This is a genomic window from Nocardioides pollutisoli, from assembly GCF_040045055.1.
GTDB classification, from domain to species: domain Bacteria; phylum Actinomycetota; class Actinomycetes; order Propionibacteriales; family Nocardioidaceae; genus Nocardioides; species Nocardioides tweenelious.
Map to the genome: position 1 here is coordinate 3200195 of NZ_JBDZDU010000001.1, position 18954 is coordinate 3219148.

Genomic DNA, 18954 nt, shown 5'->3' on the forward strand with positions numbered 1-18954 from the left:
TCGACCCCATGCGTTCATTGGAAGGGAAGACAGTGAACAAGTCACAGTTCATCGACGCGCTCGCCGCGCGTTACGAGGGGAACCGCAAGGCCGCGGCCCACGCTCTCGACTCCGTGCTGGACACGATCACGCGCGAGGTTGCGAAGGGCGAGAAGGTCGCCATCACCGGCTTCGGGTCCTTCGAGAAGCGCGTGCGAGAGGCGCGTTGGGTACGCAACCCGCAGACGGGTGCGCGGATCAAGGCGAAGAAGACGGCGGTGCCGAAGTTCACGGCCGGCGCCGACCTGAAGAACGTCGTCTCGGGTGCCAAGAAGCTGCCGAAGCTGACGCTCGCTGCAGCGGCTCCGGCTGCCAAGAAGGCCTCTGCTCCCGCCAAGAAGGCGGCCGCTGCTGCCAAGAAGTCGGCACCGGCGAAGAAGGCCACGGCTGCCGCGAAGAAGGCGGCGCCGGCCAAGAAGGCGGCTCCGGCCAAGAAGGCGGCTCCCGCCAAGAAGGCGGCACCGGCCAAGAAGGCGGCTCCCGCGAAGAAGGCTCCGGCCAAGAAGGCTCCGGCCAAGAAGGCGGCTCCGGCGAAGAAGGCTCCTGCCAAGAAGGCGGCTCCCGCGAAGAAGGCGGCACCGGCCAAGAAGGCGGCTCCCGCCAAGAAGGCGGCACCGGCCAAGAAGGCGCCCGCGAAGAAGGCTCCGGCCAAGAAGACGGCCAAGAAGGCCTGACCCGACCCAGTCAGGTCGACGGGCCGTCACCCCTCCGGGGTGGCGGCCCGTTCGTCGTCTCGCGGCGCTGCGGCAGCGGTCCGCGGACCGACACCGAGGGCCAGCGCCTCGCGCAGGTCCTCGAGATCGTCGACGTCGCGTCGCACCGACGGTGCCGCGTCGCGCACCTCACGCGCGCCGCTGTCCCAGTGCGCGTCGCGCGACCCCGGTCCGAAGTGCGGGTCGAACTGGTCGTACGCCGCGGCGTACAACGTGGTCCCCACGCCGGCCGCGTCCGGGACGAACCACGAGTCCGCGCTGGACGGTCGTCCGAGCACGTCGTCGAGGTCGGCCGGACGCAGCGCCGGCAGGTCCGCACAGAGGGCGACCGGGACCAGGTCGGGCCAGCGACGGTGCGCCTCGGCAGCGGCCTGGCGCAGGGTGCCGTTGAGATCACCGGTGACGCCGTCGGGGATCGCGGTGGCGCCGAGTGCGGACAGGTGCGCAGAGAACATGACGTCGTCCGTGACGACGAGGACCTCGACGACCAGGTCAGCGGCGAGGCACGCGGCGACCGTGTCCAGGGCGAACGCCTCCGCCAGGGCGCGACGGCCGTCGTCGGGCAGTCCCCGCAGTCGTGACTTGCCGACGGCCGGGGGCTTCACGGGGACCAGGGCGGCGTACCGCAGCTGGGACGGGGACATGGGCATCGAGTCGATCCTGTCAGGTCGCTGACCGAGTAACCTGCGCAGGTGGTCGTTCGGAAGATGCAGAAGAGACGCGGGTGGGCCTGGAGCTTCGCCGTACCCATCGTCAAGCCATTGTTGCTCGCCACCACCAAGCAGGACTGGACGGGCGGGGAGCGCATCCCGGAGTCCGGCGGCTTCATCCTCGCCCTCAACCACGTCTCCCACGTCGACCCGCTGACGGCGGCGCACATCGTCTACGACCACGGTCGGCTGCCGCGCTACCTCGCGAAGTCGGGCCTCTTCAAGAACAAGGCCTTCGGATTCTTCCTGCGCGCGGCCGGCCAGATCCCCGTCGAGCGGATGAGCAAGAACGCCGTCGGTGCGTACGACGCCGCGGTGGCCGCCGTGCGTGCCGGCGAGTGCGTCGTGGTCTACCCGGAGGGCACCATCACCCGCGACCCGGACGGCTGGCCGATGACCGGCAAGTCCGGGGCCGCGCGGATCGCGCTCGAGACCGGCTGCCCGGTGATCCCGGTCGGGCAGTGGGGAGCGCAGCAGCTGCTTCCGCCGTACTCCAAGAAGCCGGACCTCTTCCCGCGCAAGACGATCACGATGCGTGTCGGCACCCCCGTCGACCTCTCCGACCTGGCCGCGCGACCGACCTCCGCGGAGGTCACGCAGCAGGCGACGGACCGGATCATGGAGGCGATCACCGAGCTCGTGGAGGAGATCCGTGGTGAGCAGGCACCGGCCGAGCGCTTCGACATGAAGAAGGCCGGCGTGCGCGAGACCGGCAACCCCAACCAGAGGGAGGCGTCGTGACCGGCAAGGTTGCGGTCTTCAGTGCCGGCTCGTGGGGCACGGCGTTCTCGCTCGTGCTCGCCGACGCCGGCAACGACGTGACGCTGTGGGCCCGCCGCGAGGAGGTCGCCTCGGCGATCAACGACCAGCGGGAGAACCCGGAGTACCTCCCCGGCGTGGAGCTTCCGCCGACCGTCCAGGCGACCCACGACGTGGAGAAGGCCCTGCACGGCGCCGACCTGGTCGTCCTCGCGACGCCGTCCCAGTCGCTGCGCGAGAACCTCACCGAGTGGGCGCCGTACGTCGAGCCCGGCGCGACGTTCGTCTCCCTCATGAAGGGCGTCGAGCTCGGCACGCTCGAGCGGATGAGCCAGGTGATCGGCGAGGTGACCGGTGCCGGCCCCGAGCGGATCGCGGTGATCAGCGGCCCCAACCTGGCCAAGGAGATCGCGCGGCGTGAGCCCGCGGCCTCGGTCGTGGCGTGCGAGGACGAGCGGGTCGCCAAGCTGCTGCAGGCGCGCTGCCACTCGCCGGCGTTCCGGCCCTACACGAGCGTCGATGTCCTCGGCTGCGAGCTCGGCGGCGCCTACAAGAACGTCGTGGCCCTGTCGGTCGGCATGGCCGTCGGGCTCGGGTTCGGCGACAACACCACGGCGTCGGTCATCACCCGCGGTCTCGCGGAGACGGCCCGGCTCGCGATGGCGCTCGACGCCAACCCGCTGACCCTGATGGGCCTGGCTGGCCTCGGTGACCTGGTCGCGACGTGCTCCTCACCGCTCTCGCGCAACCGCACCTTCGGCGAGAAGCTCGGCCAGGGGATGACCACCGACGAGATCTACGCGTCGACCCGACAGGTCGCCGAGGGCGCCAAGTCCTGTGCGTCGCTGCTCGCGCTCGCCCAGCGCACCGGCGTCGACGCGCCCATCGCGCAGGCTGTCGACGCCGTCGTCGAGGGAAAGATGACCGCCCACCAGATGATGGACGCGTTCATCGCCCGCGACACCAAGGCGGAAACTGATTGACCGAGGAACGAGGTCGAATCAGTTTGATGGTGGTCGAGTAGCGAACGCGGCTGAGGGACGAAGCCGCGATGCAGCGTATCGAGACCCGGTGAGACGAAGTCGGCCTCAAGTGGTCTCGATACGCTCGCTGGCGCTCGCTACTCGACCAACGATCTGACGGCTACTCGACCAACGAAGCCAAGGCCCGCTCGAGGTCGGCCCAGAGGTCCTCGACGTCCTCGATGCCGACGGAGAGCCGGACCAGGCCGTCAGGGATGGTGGCCGGCTCGGCCTTCCAGCGCCGACGTCGCTCGAGCGTCGACTCGACCCCGCCGAGCGAGGTCGCGTGGATCCAGAGCCTGGTCTTGTGGGTGAGCAGGTCGGCCGCGAGCGCGCCCTCGGCCAGCACGATCGAGACGATGCCGCCGAAGCCGGGGTAGCGGACCTCGCTGATCGCCGGATGGGACCGCAGCCGACCGACCAGCTCGGTCGCGTTCTGCTGCGCGCGCTCCACCCGCAGGTGCAGGGTGCGCACGCCGCGGAGCGCGAGCCACGCCTCGAACGGCCCCGGCGTCGAGCCAATCAGGTCCCGGCGGCCCTTGAGCACGCCGTACAGCTGCTCGTCAGCGGTGACGATCGCGCCCATCTGCACGTCGCTGTGGCCGGCGATGAACTTGGTGGCCGAGTGCACGACGATGTCGGCGCCGAGCTCCAGCGGCTGCTGGAGCAGGGGAGTGGCGAAGGTGTTGTCGACGACGACGTACGCCCCGGCCTCGTGCGCGGCGGCCGCGATCGCCGGGATGTCGGCGAGCTCGAGCGCCGGGTTGGTCGGCGACTCGAACCACACCAGGGCGGCGTCCAGGCAGGCCTCGGCCACGGCCGCGGTGTCGGTGATGTCGACGAGCACGGTCTTGATCCGGCCGCGGGACTCGAGGTCCGCGAGCTGTAGCAGCGTGCCGGTGTAGGAGTGGACCGGCGCGACCACCGTCGCACCGAGACCGACCAGGTCGAGCACCGTCGCGGTCGCTGCCTGGCCGGAGGCGAAGCTCAGGCAGCGCCCGCCCTCGAGGGCACCGAGCGCGTCCTCGAAGGCCGTCCAGGTCGGGTTGCCGTAGCGCCCGTACTCGAGGTCACCTCCGGCGACGTACGTCGCCGCCATCGTGATCGGCACGTTGAGCGGCTGGTCGGGCTCGTGCCCCGGCCGGCCGGCGGTGACGGCGATGGTGGCGGGCCGCAGGTCGTCGGTCATGCGTCAAGGCTAGGCGGATAGGGTCGTGCGCGATGAACTCGCCCAGCGATGCCCCCCGCAAGCCCCGCGTCGCCGTCGTCTTCGGCGGCCGCTCGAGCGAGCACGCGATCTCCTGCGTGACCGCCGGCAGCGTCCTCGCCGCGATCGACACGGAGGCGTACGACGTGGTGCCGATCGGCATCGCCGTCGACGGACGCTGGGTGCTCGAGTCCGGCGACCCGGAGCGCCTGCGGATCGAGAGCCCCGACCGGCTCCCGCAGGTCGACGGTGACCGCGCGACCATCGCGCTCTCACCGGACCGGGCCTCGACCGACCTGGTCGTCACCGAGCCGTCCCAGCCGCCGCGCACCCTGGGCGAGGTCGACGTCGTCTTCCCGCTCCTGCACGGCCCGTGGGGCGAGGACGGCACCATCCAGGGCATGTTCGAGATGGCCGGCGTGCGCTACGTCGGAGCCGGCGTGCTGGCCTCGGCCGTGAGCATGGACAAGGCCTACATGAAGGTCGTCCTCGCAGCCGCCGGGCTGCCGGTGATGCCGTCGGTCACGGTCACCGCCCGCGAGTGGGCCGCCGACCAGGTCGGCTGCCGGGCCCGGGTCGACGCTCTCGGCTACCCCCTCTTCGCGAAGCCGGCCCGCGGCGGCTCCAGCATCGGGATCTCCAAGGTGCACGACGGCTCCGAGCTCGACGACGCCCTCGCCGAGGCGTTCCGCGAGGACCCGAAGGTGCTGCTCGAGGTGTCGGCCGAGGGGGCCCGCGAGGTCGAGTGCGGGGTGCTCCAGGCGCTCGACGGCACGCCGGAGACCAGCCTGCCCGCCGAGCTGCGGGTCGGTGGTGACCACGAGTTCTACGACTTCGCCGCGAAGTACCTCCCCGGTGAGCACACCGAGATCGACATCCCGGCCGACCTCCGCGACGAGACGGCCGCACGGCTGCGCGCGATGGCCGCGACGGCCTTCGAGGCGGTCGGCTGCGAGGGCCTCGCACGGGTCGACTTCTTCCTGCTGCCCGACGGCAACCTCGTCGTCAACGAGATCAACACGATGCCCGGGTTCACCCCGACGTCGATGTACCCGCAGATGTGGGCCGCGAGCGGCGTCGACTACCCGGCGCTCGTCGACCGGCTGATCCAGCTCGCGCTCGCCCGCGACACGGGTCTGCGCTGACGCTCAGACGCAGCTCTCGACCTTCCTCAGGTGGGGCTTGAGCGGACCCGCGAGCTCGGCGAGCGCGGCCGCTCCGCCCTCCGGGAGGTAGTCCTGCGGCACCAGCAGCTGCACGCGCGGCCGGTAGCCGTCGGCCGTGAACGTCGCGTCCACGTCTCCGGACGTCTCGTCCGGGGGCACCAGCCAGCCGATGCCGTCGACCACCGAGCAACCGGGTGAGTCCGTGAGGTCGAGGGCGGGGACCCCGCAGGTGAGCACGATCGCCGGGTCACCCCAGGCGGCGCCGTACGCCGTGTCCCCGGAGACCTCGACCGACGACTGGCCCGCCACGGTGTCCGGCAGGTCGGCGACCAGCGCCCGGCAGGCCGCGGCGTCGGTGTCCGACAGGTCAGAGGAGGAACGGATCTCGGGCGGGTCGGCACTGCAGCCGGCGACACTCAGCGCGAGAGCACACGCGACGACGCCCCGGATCCAGCGGGACCCGGGGCGTCGTCGACGTCGTGGTTCAGGCACTCAGATGTGCACGACCGGGCAGGTCAGCGTGCGGGTGATGCCGTCGAGGTTCTGCACCTTGGAGACGACCAGCTTGCCGAGCTCGTCGACGTTGCGGGCCTCCGCGCGCACGATCACGTCGTACGGGCCGGTCACGTCCTCGGCGAGCGTCACGCCCTTGACCTGCGCGATGGCGGTTGCGACCTCGGCGGCCTTGCCGACATCGGTCTGGATCAGGATGTACGCCTGGACGACCATCGAGCTCTCCCTGGGGTCTGGTGGTGCGGGCTTGAAGACTTTCGCCAACCTACCGTGAGGTAGTCGTCGAGTCATCTGGTGGGATGGGCGCATGCCGGACCCCCAGCCGTTCCCGCCCGACGCCACGCTCGCCGACGCCGGCGAGTTCGGCCTGATCTCGGCCCTGGTCGACCTCTTCCCGCAGGGGGAGCAGGTGCTGATCGGCCCGGGTGACGATGCCGCCGTGCTCCGGGTGAAGACCGGGCACGTCGTGGTCTCGACGGACCTGATGGTCGAGGGGCGTCACTTCCGGCGTGACTGGGCCTCGGCGGCCGACGTCGGCCACCGGGCCGCCGCGCAGAACCTGTCCGACATCAACGCGATGGGCGGCCGGGCCACCGCCCTGACCGTCGGCCTGGCCGCTCCGGCCGACCTGCCCGTCGCCTGGGCGCTCGACTTCGCCCGCGGCTTCGCGGAGGAGTGCGCCCTGGTCGGCGCGAGCGTCGTCGGCGGGGACCTCACCCGCGCCGACGAGATCGTGATCGCCGTGACCGTGCTCGGCGCGTGCACGCAGGCGCCCGTGGTGCGCTCCGGCGCCCGCCCGGGCGACGTGCTGGCGATCTGCGGTCGGCAGGGCTGGGCAGCCGGCGGTCTCGCGGTGCTCACCCGCGGCTTCCGCTCCCCGCGGGTGCTGGTCGAGGCCTACCGCCGCCCGGAACCGCCGTACGACGCGGGCCAGGCGGCCGCCGACGCGGGCGCCACCGCCATGATCGACATCTCCGACGGGCTGCTCGCGGAGGCCCGCCACCTCGCGGAGGACTCCGGCGTCGCGATCGACGTCCACGCCGCTGCGTTCGACGTGCCCGAGCCACTGGTCGCGGTCGGCGCCGCGCTCAACGCCGACCCGGTGCAGTTCATCCTGGGCGGGGGAGACGACCACGCCCTGCTCGCGACCTACCCCGACGTCGCCTCGGTGCCGTCCGGCTGGGCCGTGATCGGCGCCGTGGCCGAGGGCGAGGGCGTCACGGTCGACGGGGCGGCGTACGACGGCCCCACCGGCTGGACGCACTTTTAGGTGCCGTCGTCACCCGAGCTTGCTCGGGCGACGGCGACCCAGCACCAAGGTCGAGTAGCCGCACGACCGACGAAGGAGGTCGTGACCGGCGTATCGAGACCAGAGGACCAAGGGTCTCGATACGCTCGCTGCTCGACCGACGACGACGGACGGACACGCGAAAAGGCCCCGACCGCGGAACGGTCGGGGCCTCTCGGAAGAGCTGGGTCAGCGAGTGACCTTGCCGGCCTTGAGGCAGCCGGTGCAGACGTTGAGACGCTTCGGGGTGCCGTTGACGGTGGCCCGGACGCGCTGGATGTTGGGGTCGAAGCGACGCTTCGTGATCTTGCGCGACCACGGCCGGTTGTTGCCGAAGCCGGGCTTCTTGGCGCAGATGTCGCAGACGGCAGCCACCGTGTACTCCTGAACGATCGATGATGTGAACTGAGCAAAACCAGGGGCCCGACCAGCGGGCAACCGCACAAGAGTATCCGACCACCCCGGCGAGGAGAAAATCGTGCGGGTGGCACTAGCCTGTGGCACTCATCTCCCCGAGCACGTCTCCACCCACAGTCTGCACAGCGAGGACGGCGATGGAAACTCCCGGCAGCGGTGCGATCACGCTCGGGGTCGTGCTGCGGTTCGTCGACGTCGCCACGGATGCGCTCGCCGAGGCCCGCGAGGAGATCGACGCGCTCAACGTCTACCCGGTGCCCGACGGCGACACCGGCACGAACATGTTCCTCACCGTCTCGGCCGCCCGTGACGCCGTGCGCGCCGTGGTCGAGGCCGACCCGGACGCCGAGCTCGGCCCCGCGCTCGCGGCGTTCGGGCGGGGTGCGCTGCTCGGCGCCCGCGGCAACTCCGGAGTCATCCTCAGCGAGATGCTCGGTGCGCTCGGTCGCCGGATCCTCCAGTCGGAGCCGGGGGAGCGCAACGCCCAGATCATGGCCGACGCGATGCGCTGCGCCACCGACGCGAGCTACGCCGCGGTCGGCACCCCGGTCGAGGGCACCATCCTCACCGTCTCCCGGGCGGCCTCCGACGCGGCGCTCGCTGCCGCCGAGGACCCGAAGGCCCGCGCGCGCGACGTCTTCGCCGCGGCGGCCGCCGCGGCCCGCGAGGCCCTCGGTCGTACGCCGGAGCAGCTGCAGGCGCTCGCGGACGCCGGTGTCGTCGACGCTGGCGGCCGCGGCCTGAGCGTGGTCCTCGACGCCGCCGAGACCGTGCTGACCGGACGGCGGCCGACCCCCGTCACCAGTCCGTCGCGCGGACCGCACATCCCGATCCCGCACACCGCTCCCGCCGGGGACCTCACCCCCGAAGGACCTTCGTACGAGGTGATGTACCTCCTCGACGCGGACGACGACGCGGTGACGACCCTCAAGGAGACGCTGGCACCGCTCGGCGACTCGCTCGTCGTGGTCGGCGGCGAGGGACTGTGGAACGTCCACGTCCACGTCGACGACGTCGGTGCCGCCATCGAGGCGGGCATCGCGGCCGGTCGCCCCCACCGCGTGCGCGTGACCCACTTCGCCGACCAGATCGCCGAGGGCCGGGCCGGGGTCTCGACCCGCTCCGGGCGCCGGGTGATCGCGGTCGCCGCCGGCGCCGGGCTCGCCGCCCTCTTCGAGGAGGCGGGCGCGGTGGTCGTGCTCGGCGGGCCCGGCCGACGCCCGTCGACCGGCCAGATCCTCGACGCGATCAACGAGTGCAGCGCCGCCGAGGTGATCGTGCTCCCGAACGACGGCGACTCGGTCCGGGTCGCGCAGATCGCGGCGCGCACCGCCGAGGCCGACAGCGACGGGGCGGTGCGGGTGGCCGTGATCCCGACCCAGGCCCAGGTGAGCGGACTGGCCGCGATCGCCGTGCACGAGCCCGGTCGCACCTTCGACCAGGACGTGCTCGAGATGACCGCGACCGCCCGGCACGCCCGCCAGGGTGCGGTCACGATCGCGGCCAAGCAGGCGATGACGATGGCCGGTCCGTGCGAGCCCGGTGACGTCCTCGGCGTGATCGCGGGCGACTTCGCGGTCGTCGGGGAGGACCTCTACGCCGTCGCGACCGAGGTGCTCGACCGGCTGCTCGGCAGCGGTGGCGAGCTCGTCACGATCGTCGCGGGCGGTGAGGACGCCGAGGGATCCCTCGCCACCCGCTGCGCGGGCTACGTCGAGGAGCACCACCCCGCTGTCGACGTCGTGGTGTACGACGGGGGTCAGGAGCGCTACCCGCTCCTGATGTCCGCCGAGTAGAGGCCCGCCATGATCAACCTGGACTCGTCGATCGCGACGGTGCTCGGCGACCACAAGAAGAAGCGCGACGCGATCGTCGACAAGCTCGACCTGCAGACGGTCGGCGACCTGCTGCGCCACTTCCCGCGGCGCTACGTGAAGACCGCCGAGCTGACCAAGATCGACGAGCTCAACGACGGCGACATGCTCACCGTGGTCGGTCTGATCGCCCGGAGCTCGCTCAACACCTACAAGGACCGCCGCACCGGTCAGCAGGCCTACCGCCTCGACGTCACGGTGCGCACCGACGGGCCGTCCTTCAAGATGTCCTTCTTCGCCAAGAACAAGTACATGGGCGAATGGCACGCCCGCCGGATGCCGGAGGGTCGCCGCGGCATCTTCGTCGGCAAGGTCGGCTCGTTCCGGGGCGACTGGCAGCTGACCAACCCGCAGCTCGTGCTCTTCGGCGACCCGGACGAGGACTCCGCCCAGCTCTCGCTCGAGACGTTGCACGCGTTCTACCCGATCTACCCGCTCACCAAGGGCGTGGACTCGTGGGACCTCCAGCGCGCGGTCGCCTTCGCGCTGACCGTCATCGACGACGTCCCCGACGTGATCCCCGACGCCGTGCGCGAGGACTACGACCTCCTCGACGTACGCCGTGCGTTCGAGCTCATCCACGCCCCCGACGACTACGGCCAGATCACGAGCGCCCAGCGCCGGTTCCGCTTCGAGGAGGCGCTGGTCACCCAGCTCGTGCTCGCCCGGCGTCGTCGGGCCGTGCGGGCGCAGGGAGCCCAGGCCCGCACCGGCGACGAGGGCGGGCTGCTCGCGGCGTTCGACGCCCGGCTCCCGTTCGAGCTGACCGCGGGCCAGCGCGAGATCGGCGCCGAGATCGAGCACGACCTGGCCCAGCCCCACCCGATGCACCGGCTGCTCCAGGGCGAGGTCGGCTCCGGCAAGACGTTGGTCGCCCTGCGCGCGATGCTCCGGGTCGTCGACTCCGGGGGCCAGGCCGCCCTGCTCGCCCCGACCGAGGTGCTCGCCCAGCAGCACCATCGCTCGATCAGCGCCCTCCTCGGCGACCTCGCCGCCGGCGGCATGCTCGGTGGCGACCCCGACGCCACCAACGTCGAGCTGCTGACCGGCTCGATGACCAAGGCCCAGCGGACCGCGCCGATGTCGCGGCTCGCCACCGGCGAGGCCGGCATCGTCATCGGCACCCACGCGCTGCTGGAGGAGAAGGTGATCTTCGCCGACCTCGGGCTGGTCGTCGTCGACGAGCAGCACCGCTTCGGCGTCGAGCAGCGGGCCGCGCTGACCGACAAGGCCGGCACTCCGCCCCACGTGCTCGTGATGACCGCGACCCCGATCCCGCGCACGGTCGCGATGACGGTCTTCGGCGACCTCGAGACCTCCACCCTCACCGAGCTGCCCGCGGGCCGCGCGCCGATCCAGACGAACGTCGTGCCGCTCGTCGACCAGCCGCAGTGGATCTCCCGCGTCTGGGAGCGGGTGCGCGAGGAGGTCGGCAAGGGCCACCAGGTCTACGTCGTCTGCCCCCGCATCTCCGGCGACGAGCCCGAGCAGGGCGAGAGCGACCAGCTCGACCTCGACGAGGACGGCGACGCCGTCGCCCCGACCCGTCCCGCCCAGGGCCTCAGCGCCGTCGAGGACGTGGCCGCCGAGCTCGCCGAGGGTGCGCTGCACGGCCTGCGCGTCGAGCGGCTCCACGGCAAGCTCCCGCCCGACGAGAAGGACCGCGTGATGCGGGCCTTCGCCGCCGGAGACATCGACGTGCTCGTGTCGACGACCGTCATCGAGGTCGGCGTCGACGTCGCCAACGCCACTGCGATGGTGCTGCTCGACGCCGACCGCTTCGGGGTGTCCCAGCTCCACCAGCTGCGCGGCCGGGTCGGCCGGGGCGGTTTCCCCGGCCTGTGCCTGCTCGTCTCGCACGCCGAGGCCGGCACCCCCGCGCGCGAGCGGCTGGATGCCGTGGCCGCCACGACCGACGGCTTCGAGCTCAGCCGGGTCGACCTCGAGCAGCGTCGCGAAGGTGACGTTCTCGGAAAGTCCCAGTCGGGATACCGCTCGGGGTTGCAGAATCTGCGCGTGCTCCGCGACGAGAAGACGATCGTGCAGGCGCGAGAGGCCGCGGCCGGCCTGCTCGACGCCGATCCCGACCTGGCCCGCGCCCCGGGACTGGCCGACCAGGTGGCCCGCCTCGAACGATCCGTGCAGTCTGACTACATGGAGAAGAGTTGACTCGCATCATCGGCGGGTCAGCGGGGGGTCGCCGGATCAACACGCCACGGGGCGCGACCACCCGCCCGACCAGCGACCGCGTCCGCGAGGCGCTGTTCTCCGCCGTCGAGGCGTGGTGCGGCTCGCTCCACGGCCTCCGGTTCCTCGACCTGTACGCCGGCTCCGGGGCCGTGGGCCTCGAGGCCTGGTCGCGCGGGGCCGGGGTGGTCACGCTCGTCGAGCAGGACCGCCGCACGGCCGCGCTGATCTCCGAGAACGCCCGGGGCCTCGGCTTCGCGAAGGCCAACGTCATGGCGGCATCGGTCGCCACGACCCTGCGCCGCGCCCCGAGCGCGCCGTACGACGTGACGTTCCTCGACCCGCCGTACCCCCTTGGCGAGGACGCCCTCGCCGACGACCTCGGCTCGCTGCAGGGGCACGGCTGGTTGGTGCCCGGCGCGCTGGTGATCGCCGAGCGGTCTTCCCGCAGCCCCGAGCCGACCTGGCCCGACGGCTTCACCGACACCCGTTCGAAGCGCTACGGCGAGACCACGCTCTGGTACGCCGAGTTCAGCGCGACGAAGCGGTAGCCTCCACGCCATGACCCGCGCGGTGTGCCCCGGTTCCTTCGACCCGGTGACGAATGGTCACGCGGACATCTTCCGGCGCTCCGCCGCGATCTTCGACGAGCTGGTCGTCGCGACGGGCACCAATCCCTCGAAGTCGCGTCTCTTCGACCCCGAGGCCCGGATGGAGATGCTGCGCGAGGTGTGCGCAGACCTCCCCAACGTGACCGTGATGGGCTTCGACGGGCTGATCGTCGACTTCTGCCGCGAGATCGGCGCGCAGGCGATCGTGAAGGGCCTCCGAGGCGGCAACGACTACGAGTTCGAGCTGCCGATGGCGCAGATGAACTCCCACCTGACGGGGGTCGAGACGGTCTTCGTGGCGGCCGACGCCTCGCTCGGCTACGTGTCGTCGAGCCTGGTCAAGGAGGTCGCGCTGCTCGGGGGAGACGTGTCCGGTCTGGTCCCCGAGGGCGTGCTCGCCCGGCTCCAGCAGAAGGTCGCCGAGCGGCGGGCCTAGCGTTTTGCTCGCCCGCGTGCCGGACAGGTACGCTTCTCGCTGATCTGTTTGTGCCAAAGACCGGAAGTAGAACCCTGAGCAGCCTGGACCCGAGAGCGCCGCTCGTGCTCGATACCCGCGAGCTCGGCCGCCGCCCGGGGTCCCAGCGTCAGGTGAAGCGGACGGTTCCGGCACCGGCAGATCTAGGCATCGAAGTCCTCGGTGTCCCGGAAGGCTCGGAGGTCGAACTCGACCTGCGGCTGGAAGCGGTCATGGAGGGAGTGCTGGTCACGGGCACGGCAACCGCCGAGCTCGAGGGTGAGTGCGCGCGGTGCCTGGAGCCGATCTCCGACGAGATCGAAGCGCGGTTCCAGGAGCTGTTCGTCTATCCCGAGCACCAGACCTCCCACGACGAGGACGACGAGGTCAGCAAGCTCGAGGACGACCTGGTCGATCTCGAGCCCCTGCTGCGGGACGCGGTGGTGCTCGCACTACCGTTCCAGCCGTTGTGTGAGGACGACTGTCCCGGCCTGTGCACCGAGTGCGGTGCGCGCCTGGCCGACGACCCGGACCACACGCACGAAGCACCGATCGACCCCCGCTGGGCCAGCTTGACCGAGCTCCAGCAGGACCCCGAAGCAACAGACTGAACCGAGCACCACCCCGAACGGCCGGACATCCCGGTCCTGGTAGAGGAGAAAACAGTGGCTGTCCCGAAGCGGAAGATGTCGCGCAGCAACACGCGTCACCGTCGTTCGGCCTGGAAGGCCGTGGCCCCGACCCTGGTGACCTGCGCGAACCCCGCCTGCGGCAAGAAGCACCTGCCGCACCGCGCGTGCGGTGAGTGCGGCCAGTACGGCGCGCGCGCCGAGCGTCGTCAGGTCCTCTGACCCATCACGGTCCGCTGACCAACTACGCCGAGCTGCGAGCAGCGCTCGGGGACCCCGTCCTGGACCCCGAGCTGCTCGAGCGAGCCCTCACGCACCGTTCGTTCGCCTACGAGAACGGTGGGCTGCCGACCAACGAACGCCTCGAGTTCCTCGGTGACTCGGTCCTCGGCGTGGTCGTCACCGAGACGCTCTACCTGACCCACCCGACCCTCTCCGAGGGCCGGCTGGCCAAGCTGCGCGCCGCCGTCGTCAACGCCCGTGCGCTGGCCGAGGTCGGTCGCGGCATCCGCGTCGGCCACCACGTCAAGCTCGGTCGCGGCGAGGAGTCGACGGGTGGTCGTGAGAAGGCCTCGATCCTCTCCGACACCGTCGAGGCCGTGATCGGTGCCGTCCACCTCAGCGGCGGCTTCGAGACCTCCGCGGTGGTCGTCCACCGCCTGTTCGACCCGCTGATCGAGGCCGCCTCCGCGATGGGCGCCGGCCTCGACTGGAAGACCTCCCTGCAGGAGCTGTCCGCCGAGCACAACCTCGGTGTCCCGGAGTACGTCATCGAGGACGACGGCCCCGACCACATGAAGACCTTCACCGCGCAGGTGCGTGTCGGCGACGGCCTCTACGGCAACGGCGTCGGCCGATCGAAGAAGGAAGCCGAGCAGGCGGCCGCCGAGACGGCGTACGGCGACATCGCCAGCGAGCTGGGCGTCAGCGACCCCGACGTCGCCGCGGCTCCCTCTGCAGCCCACAAGGCCTGACCACCGCCGGTGCCCGAGCTCCCCGAGGTCGAGGTCGTCCGAGCGGGCCTCGAGCGCCACGTCCTCGGCGCCACGATCACGCGCGTAGACGTCCTGCACCCGCGCCCGGTCCGTCGTGACCCCGGCGGGCCTGCCGGCTTCGCGGCAGCGCTGACCGGACGCCGGATCAAGGCGGCCCGCCGGCGCGGCAAGTACCTCTGGCTCCCGCTCGACAACGGCGACGCGATCCTCGGCCACCTCGGCATGAGCGGCCAGATCCTCGTGCAGCCGCCCGGCTCGCCCGACGAGCGGCACCTGCGGGTCCGGTTCGCCCTGGAGGGCGCCGCCGAGGGCCGCGAGATGCGGTTCGTCGACCAGCGGATGTTCGGCGGCCTCTCGGTCTCGGGCGGGGGAGCCGACCTGCCGCCCGAGATCGCCCACATCGCCCGCGACCCGCTCGACCCGGAGTTCGACGACGACGAGTTCGTACGCCGGGTCCGCAAGCGCAGCTCGGGCGTCAAGCGACAGCTGCTCGACCAGGGCCTGATCTCCGGCGTCGGCAACATCTACGCCGACGAGGCGCTCTGGCGGGCCCAGATCCACGGCGACCGACCGGGGGAGCGGCTCGCCGCCGCCCAGGTGCGCGACCTCCTCGGCCACGCCCGCGAGGTGATGATCGCGGCGCTCGGCGAGGGCGGGACGTCGTTCGACGCGCTGTACGTCAACGTCAACGGCGAGTCGGGCTACTTCGACCGCTCGCTGCACGCCTACGGACGCGAGGGGGAGGCGTGCGACCGCTGCGGGGCGCCGATCCGCCGCATCGCGTTCATGAACCGCTCGTCGTACTTCTGCCCCGTCTGCCAGCCGGTTCCGCGCCGACGCCGAGTGGCCACGCAGCCTTTGCCGGCCGCAGATTGACCCGTGGCCCGACGGGTGGGACTCTTATAGGCGGTCGCGATCGCGACCGATTCCCCCTGAACGTCTCTCGAGACCCGGAAGGTTCCTTCATGGCCAAGGCGCTGATCGGATACATGAACAGCGACCTGCGAACCCCCCGCCTGGCGGCCGAGAACGACCGGCTCCGCTCGCGTGTGGGTGAGCTCGAGGCACTCATCGGGCGCCTCAGCGACGAGAACGACCGGCTCACCGCGGCGCACGCTGCCGCGCTGCTCGAGCTGGAGACCGCCTCGATGCAGCAGGAGATGCAGCCGGTCTGACCGGTTCAGCTCCCCGGGTCCTCAGACCCGGTGGGCGGTCATGTGGCCCTCGTCGCCCGTCTGGGGCTCCCGCCACACGACCTTGAGCTTGCCGTCGACCCGCTTGGCCTTCGCGGCCACGGGCGTCACGCAGCGCGACGCGTGCTTCGTGATCACCTCGCGGAACGTGAACCAGCCGTGCTTCTTGCCGCGGTACTTCCACACGCCCGAGCAGATGCCGGGGTAGGTGATCTTCCCGTGGAGCTCGCCGTTCTCCTTCGAGATCTTCACCTTCGCCGGGTAGCCGGCCGGGCCGCCCTGGTCGCCGTACACACCGCCCTTCCAGGTGCCGGTGATCCCGGACGACGCGCGAGCGTGGTCGGGGACCCCAGCCTCCGCGACAGCGGCCGGGGCGAGCAGGGCGAGGGTTGCGGTGGCAGCCACCAAGGTCTGTCGAAGCATGACCGGTCTCTGCCCTCCTGGTCCGACCGGTAAACGGGAGGACGGGCCGGACGGGCGCGGCTAGGGTCAGCGACTTGTGAGCCGCCTTCTCGAGACCGTCGCGCCGAGCCGCTTCGGCACCGGCTTCCGGTGGTTGGTCGGCTCGTCCTGGGTCAGCAACCTGGGCGACGGCATCGCTCTCGCGGCCGGTCCTCTGCTCGTCGCCTCGATGACGCACGACGCGTTCGTGGTGGCGCTCGGAGCGCTTCTCCAGTGGCTGCCGCCGCTGGTGTTCGGCGTCCCCGCCGGGGTGATCGCCGACCGGCTGGACCGGCGTCTGATCGTCGTCACGGTCGACCTGCTGCGCGCGGTCGTGCTCGTGCTGCTCACGCTCGCGATCGCCACCGACCTGGCGTCGATCGGGCTGGTGCTCGTGGCGATGTTCCTGCTCGGCACCGCCGAGGTGTTCGCCGACAACACCTCGGCGACGCTGATGCCGATGCTGGTCGACCGCGACGACCTACCGATCGCCAACGCGCGCCTCGCGACCGGCTTCATCACCGTCAACCAGCTCGCGGGGCCGCCCATCGGGGCGACGCTCTTCGCGGTCGGCCACGCCGTGCCGTTCGCCGCGCAGACCATCGTCGTCGCGCTGGGCGCCGTGCTGATCTCGCGGGTCGTGCTGCCGCCGCACCGCCGCGAGCGGACGCCGGACACGCACGCCGGCCACGAGGTCGCCGAGGCCTTCCGGTGGGTGCTGCACAACGCGGCGGTCCGCACCCTGGTGCTCACGATCTTCGTCTTCAACATCACGTACGGCGCCGCCTGGTCGATCCTGGTCCTCTACGTCACCCAGCGGCTCGACATGGGCGCGATCGGCTTCGGCCTGGTCACCACCGTGTCGGCGGTCGGTGGCCTGGTCGGCACCCTGTCCTACGGGTGGATCACCCGCCGGGTCAGCCTTGGCAACATCATGCGGATCGGGCTGGTCTTCGAGACCTTCACGCACCTGGCGCTGGCGCTGACCACCACGCCCTGGGTCGCGCTGTGCATCTTCTTCGTCTTCGGCGCCCACGCCCTGATCTGGGGCACGACCTCGATCACGGTCCGCCAGCGTGCGGTCCCGACCGAGCTGCAGGGCCGGGTCGGCAGCGTCAACCTGGTCGGCATGTACGGCGGACTGGTGATCGGCGCGGGCCTCGGGGGCGTGCTCGCCCAGCACTGGGGCGTCACCGCACCGTTCTGGTTCGCCTTCGTCGGCTCCGCGGTCTTCGTGGTGCTGATCTGGGGTCAGCTGACCCACATCGCCCACGCCGACGAAGCGGCCTGAGTCAGCCGAGCACGTCCTCGCGGGCCTTCTTCGGCAGCAGGAACGCGACGCCGAAGGCGACGGCGCTGAGCGCGACCGAGACCCAGAGGACCGCCCGGGTCGCGACGTTCCAGCCGTCGTCGGGGATCCACTGGAAGAAGAGCGTGCCGATCACGGCGACGCCGAGCGCGCCGGCGAACTGCTGCACGGCGTTGAGCACGCCGGACCCGGTGCCGACCTCGCGGTCGTCGAGGTCGGACAGGATGATGTCGAAGAGCGGGGCGAAGATGACGCCCGAGCCGAGGCCGATCACCAGGAACATCGGGGCCAGGTCCCACCCGGACAGCACGCCGTCGGCCGCGCCGACCGTCCACGCCAGCCAGGCCGTGCCGGCTGCGCCGACCGCGAGCCCGCCGTGCAGGACGTGGCGGCCGAGCTTCGGACCGAGCAGGGCGCCGGAGAGCCCGGCGCCGATCGCCATGCCGAGCGCCCACGGCGTCATCGCGAGACCGGTGTGCAGCGGCTCGAAGCCCTGGCCGAGCTGGAGGAAGAGGTTGACGACGAGCATCACGCCGTTCATCGAGACGAAGAAGACGCCGATGAACAGCACGCCGGCGACGTACCCGCGGTGCTTGAAGAGCGACGGCTCGATCACCGGGTGGGTGCTGCGGCGCTCGTTCCAGACGAAGAGCGCGAACACCACGGCCGCAGCGGCCATCATCGCGAAGCACCACCGCGGCCAGTCGTGCTCGCGACCCTGGACGAGGGGGTAGATCAGCAGCGCCGAGGCCGCCGTGAGCAGGAGCGCGCCCCACGGGTCGAGGCGGGCCTCGGGGTCGCGCGGGACGTCGGGGAGGTAGCGCCAGGCGAGCACGGCGCCGACGAGACCGACGGGCACGTTGATCAGGAAGATCATCCGCCAGCCGGTGCCGAACAGGTCGGCGTCGAGCAGCACGCCGGCCAGGATCGGGCCGAGCACGGCGGACAGCCCCATGATCGGGCCGAACGGGATGAACGCCTTCTGCAGGTCGTCGGGGACGAACGACTGCTTCACCATCGCCAGGCCCTGGGGGATCATCGCCGCGCCGAACAGGCCCTGGACGACCCGGGCGGCGATGAGGAAGCCGGCGCTCGGCGCGAGACCGCAGAGCAACGACGCGAGCGTGAAGCCGACCATGCCGATGATGAACATCCGCCGCCGCCCGACCAGGTCGCCGAGCCGGGCGGAGACGATCAGGCCGATCGCGAAGGACATCGTGTACGCCGCGAGCACCCACTGCAGCGTGCTCGCGCTGGCCCCGAGGTCCTCGCGGATCGACGGGCCGGCCAGGTTGGCGATGGTGGCGTCGAGCAGGTCCATCACGTCGGCGACGATGACGACCGCCATCACCATCCAGCGGAAGCGGTAGCCGCGCTCGCCGTACAACGCGGGAGGGGAGGTGGTGGTCGCTGTGCTCATCGGAGGT

General features: G+C 71.4%; 22 protein-coding genes. 15 read left to right on the plus strand and 7 right to left on the minus strand.

Annotation, left to right across the window (positions count from 1 at the left end):
* Positions 1 to 32: 32 nt before the first annotated feature.
* On the plus strand, positions 33 to 713 hold the full coding sequence (locus ABLE68_RS15715) for an HU family DNA-binding protein (RefSeq protein WP_348872579.1): 681 nt from the start codon (positions 33 to 35) through the stop codon (positions 711 to 713).
* A gap of 26 nt (positions 714 to 739) precedes the next feature.
* On the opposite strand, the gene cofC is transcribed toward ABLE68_RS15715, so the two are convergent.
* A complete protein-coding gene (gene cofC / locus ABLE68_RS15720) occupies positions 740 to 1402 on the minus strand; it encodes a 2-phospho-L-lactate guanylyltransferase (protein ID WP_348872581.1) in 663 nt (220 codons plus the stop codon).
* Positions 1403 to 1444: 42 nt separating this feature from the next.
* Between cofC and ABLE68_RS15725 the strand changes: the two genes are divergently transcribed.
* Both ABLE68_RS15725 and ABLE68_RS15730 read left to right on the plus strand, forming a co-directional pair.
* Positions 1445 to 2203: a lysophospholipid acyltransferase family protein gene (locus ABLE68_RS15725; RefSeq protein WP_348872582.1), complete on the plus strand. Its 759-nt coding sequence runs from the start codon at positions 1445 to 1447 to the stop codon at positions 2201 to 2203.
* Positions 2200 to 3204 carry an NAD(P)H-dependent glycerol-3-phosphate dehydrogenase gene (locus ABLE68_RS15730; protein WP_348872583.1) on the plus strand — a complete coding sequence of 335 codons (1005 nt, stop codon included), beginning with the start codon at positions 2200 to 2202 and terminating at the stop codon, positions 3202 to 3204. Before ABLE68_RS15725 ends, ABLE68_RS15730 begins: the two co-directional genes overlap by 4 nt.
* 160 nt (positions 3205 to 3364) lie before the next feature.
* Here the strand turns inward: ABLE68_RS15730 and ABLE68_RS15735 are convergent, their stop codons facing one another.
* The gene (locus tag ABLE68_RS15735) at positions 3365 to 4432 is read right to left on the minus strand and encodes a trans-sulfuration enzyme family protein (RefSeq protein ID WP_348872584.1); all 1068 of its coding nucleotides are present in this window, start codon (positions 4430 to 4432) and stop codon (positions 3365 to 3367) included.
* A gap of 32 nt (positions 4433 to 4464) precedes the next feature.
* Here ABLE68_RS15735 and ABLE68_RS15740 point away from each other — a divergent pair, with 32 nt between their 5' ends.
* The gene (locus ABLE68_RS15740; RefSeq protein WP_348872586.1) at positions 4465 to 5595 is read left to right on the plus strand and encodes a D-alanine--D-alanine ligase family protein; all 1131 of its coding nucleotides are present in this window, start codon (positions 4465 to 4467) and stop codon (positions 5593 to 5595) included.
* Between the two features lie 3 nt (positions 5596 to 5598).
* Here ABLE68_RS15740 and ABLE68_RS15745 read toward each other — a convergent pair whose 3' ends face one another.
* Both ABLE68_RS15745 and ABLE68_RS15750 read right to left on the minus strand, forming a co-directional pair.
* Complete coding sequence (locus ABLE68_RS15745; RefSeq protein WP_348872587.1) at positions 5599 to 6108, minus strand: DUF3515 domain-containing protein; 510 nt, start codon at positions 6106 to 6108, stop codon at positions 5599 to 5601.
* A complete protein-coding gene (locus tag ABLE68_RS15750; RefSeq protein WP_028645383.1) occupies positions 6109 to 6345 on the minus strand; it encodes an Lrp/AsnC family transcriptional regulator in 237 nt (78 codons plus the stop codon).
* Between the two features lie 91 nt (positions 6346 to 6436).
* Between ABLE68_RS15750 and ABLE68_RS15755 the strand changes: the two genes are divergently transcribed.
* Positions 6437 to 7399 carry a thiamine-phosphate kinase gene (locus tag ABLE68_RS15755; RefSeq protein ID WP_348872589.1) on the plus strand — a complete coding sequence of 321 codons (963 nt, stop codon included), beginning with the start codon at positions 6437 to 6439 and terminating at the stop codon, positions 7397 to 7399.
* A gap of 207 nt (positions 7400 to 7606) precedes the next feature.
* Here the strand turns inward: ABLE68_RS15755 and rpmB are convergent, their stop codons facing one another.
* Complete coding sequence (rpmB, locus tag ABLE68_RS15760) at positions 7607 to 7792, minus strand: 50S ribosomal protein L28 (protein WP_011756723.1); 186 nt, start codon at positions 7790 to 7792, stop codon at positions 7607 to 7609.
* Positions 7793 to 7971: 179 nt separating this feature from the next.
* Here rpmB and ABLE68_RS15765 point away from each other — a divergent pair, with 179 nt between their 5' ends.
* The 9 genes from ABLE68_RS15765 to ABLE68_RS15805 all read left to right on the plus strand — a co-directional run bounded on the left by ABLE68_RS15765 (position 7972) and on the right by ABLE68_RS15805 (position 15759).
* Positions 7972 to 9630: a DAK2 domain-containing protein gene (locus tag ABLE68_RS15765; RefSeq protein WP_348872590.1), complete on the plus strand. Its 1659-nt coding sequence runs from the start codon at positions 7972 to 7974 to the stop codon at positions 9628 to 9630.
* Between the two features lie 9 nt (positions 9631 to 9639).
* On the plus strand, positions 9640 to 11877 hold the full coding sequence (locus ABLE68_RS15770) for an ATP-dependent DNA helicase RecG (protein WP_348872591.1): 2238 nt from the start codon (positions 9640 to 9642) through the stop codon (positions 11875 to 11877).
* Entirely contained in the window at positions 11874 to 12446 is a 573-nt protein-coding gene (rsmD, locus tag ABLE68_RS15775; protein ID WP_348872592.1) for a 16S rRNA (guanine(966)-N(2))-methyltransferase RsmD, read from the plus strand. Before ABLE68_RS15770 ends, rsmD begins: the two co-directional genes overlap by 4 nt.
* A gap of 10 nt (positions 12447 to 12456) precedes the next feature.
* Complete coding sequence (gene coaD / locus ABLE68_RS15780) at positions 12457 to 12942, plus strand: pantetheine-phosphate adenylyltransferase (protein WP_348872594.1); 486 nt, start codon at positions 12457 to 12459, stop codon at positions 12940 to 12942.
* A 50-nt stretch (positions 12943 to 12992) separates the two neighbouring features.
* A complete protein-coding gene (locus ABLE68_RS15785) occupies positions 12993 to 13571 on the plus strand; it encodes a YceD family protein (RefSeq protein WP_348872595.1) in 579 nt (192 codons plus the stop codon).
* A 54-nt stretch (positions 13572 to 13625) separates the two neighbouring features.
* Positions 13626 to 13811: a 50S ribosomal protein L32 gene (rpmF, locus tag ABLE68_RS15790; protein WP_348872596.1), complete on the plus strand. Its 186-nt coding sequence runs from the start codon at positions 13626 to 13628 to the stop codon at positions 13809 to 13811.
* On the plus strand, positions 13766 to 14563 hold the full coding sequence (gene rnc / locus ABLE68_RS15795) for a ribonuclease III (protein ID WP_348872598.1): 798 nt from the start codon (positions 13766 to 13768) through the stop codon (positions 14561 to 14563). The genes rpmF and rnc overlap by 46 nt, the downstream gene beginning before the upstream one ends.
* 9 nt (positions 14564 to 14572) lie before the next feature.
* Positions 14573 to 15460 carry a bifunctional DNA-formamidopyrimidine glycosylase/DNA-(apurinic or apyrimidinic site) lyase gene (gene mutM, locus ABLE68_RS15800; protein WP_348872599.1) on the plus strand — a complete coding sequence of 296 codons (888 nt, stop codon included), beginning with the start codon at positions 14573 to 14575 and terminating at the stop codon, positions 15458 to 15460.
* Positions 15461 to 15549: 89 nt separating this feature from the next.
* Complete coding sequence (locus ABLE68_RS15805; protein WP_348872600.1) at positions 15550 to 15759, plus strand: hypothetical protein; 210 nt, start codon at positions 15550 to 15552, stop codon at positions 15757 to 15759.
* 21 nt (positions 15760 to 15780) lie between these two features.
* Here the strand turns inward: ABLE68_RS15805 and ABLE68_RS15810 are convergent, their stop codons facing one another.
* Positions 15781 to 16200, minus strand: coding sequence for a hypothetical protein (locus ABLE68_RS15810; protein ID WP_348872601.1), 420 nt, complete (start codon positions 16198 to 16200; stop codon positions 15781 to 15783).
* 76 nt (positions 16201 to 16276) lie between these two features.
* On the opposite strand from ABLE68_RS15810, the gene ABLE68_RS15815 reads away from it, so the two are divergent.
* Positions 16277 to 17509, plus strand: coding sequence for an MFS transporter (locus ABLE68_RS15815; RefSeq protein ID WP_348872602.1), 1233 nt, complete (start codon positions 16277 to 16279; stop codon positions 17507 to 17509).
* A 1-nt stretch (position 17510) separates the two neighbouring features.
* Here ABLE68_RS15815 and ABLE68_RS15820 read toward each other — a convergent pair whose 3' ends face one another.
* Complete coding sequence (locus ABLE68_RS15820) at positions 17511 to 18947, minus strand: MFS transporter (protein ID WP_348872603.1); 1437 nt, start codon at positions 18945 to 18947, stop codon at positions 17511 to 17513.
* Positions 18948 to 18954: the final 7 nt, after the last annotated feature.

Coding starts and splice junctions, on each gene's coding strand:
- ABLE68_RS15735 (WP_348872584.1), bottom strand. CDS start 4,432: ATGACCGACGACCTGCGGCCCGCCACCATCGCCGTCACCGCCGGCCGG.
- ABLE68_RS15755 (WP_348872589.1), top strand. CDS start 6,437: ATGCCGGACCCCCAGCCGTTCCCGCCCGACGCCACGCTCGCCGACGCC.
- ABLE68_RS15805 (WP_348872600.1), top strand. CDS start 15,550: ATGGCCAAGGCGCTGATCGGATACATGAACAGCGACCTGCGAACCCCC.
- coaD (WP_348872594.1), top strand. CDS start 12,457: ATGACCCGCGCGGTGTGCCCCGGTTCCTTCGACCCGGTGACGAATGGT.
- ABLE68_RS15810 (WP_348872601.1), bottom strand. CDS start 16,200: ATGCTTCGACAGACCTTGGTGGCTGCCACCGCAACCCTCGCCCTGCTC.
- ABLE68_RS15765 (WP_348872590.1), top strand. CDS start 7,972: ATGGAAACTCCCGGCAGCGGTGCGATCACGCTCGGGGTCGTGCTGCGG.
- ABLE68_RS15740 (WP_348872586.1), top strand. CDS start 4,465: ATGAACTCGCCCAGCGATGCCCCCCGCAAGCCCCGCGTCGCCGTCGTC.
- ABLE68_RS15770 (WP_348872591.1), top strand. CDS start 9,640: ATGATCAACCTGGACTCGTCGATCGCGACGGTGCTCGGCGACCACAAG.
- cofC (WP_348872581.1), bottom strand. CDS start 1,402: ATGCCCATGTCCCCGTCCCAGCTGCGGTACGCCGCCCTGGTCCCCGTG.
- ABLE68_RS15820 (WP_348872603.1), bottom strand. CDS start 18,947: ATGAGCACAGCGACCACCACCTCCCCTCCCGCGTTGTACGGCGAGCGC.
- ABLE68_RS15750 (WP_028645383.1), bottom strand. CDS start 6,345: ATGGTCGTCCAGGCGTACATCCTGATCCAGACCGATGTCGGCAAGGCC.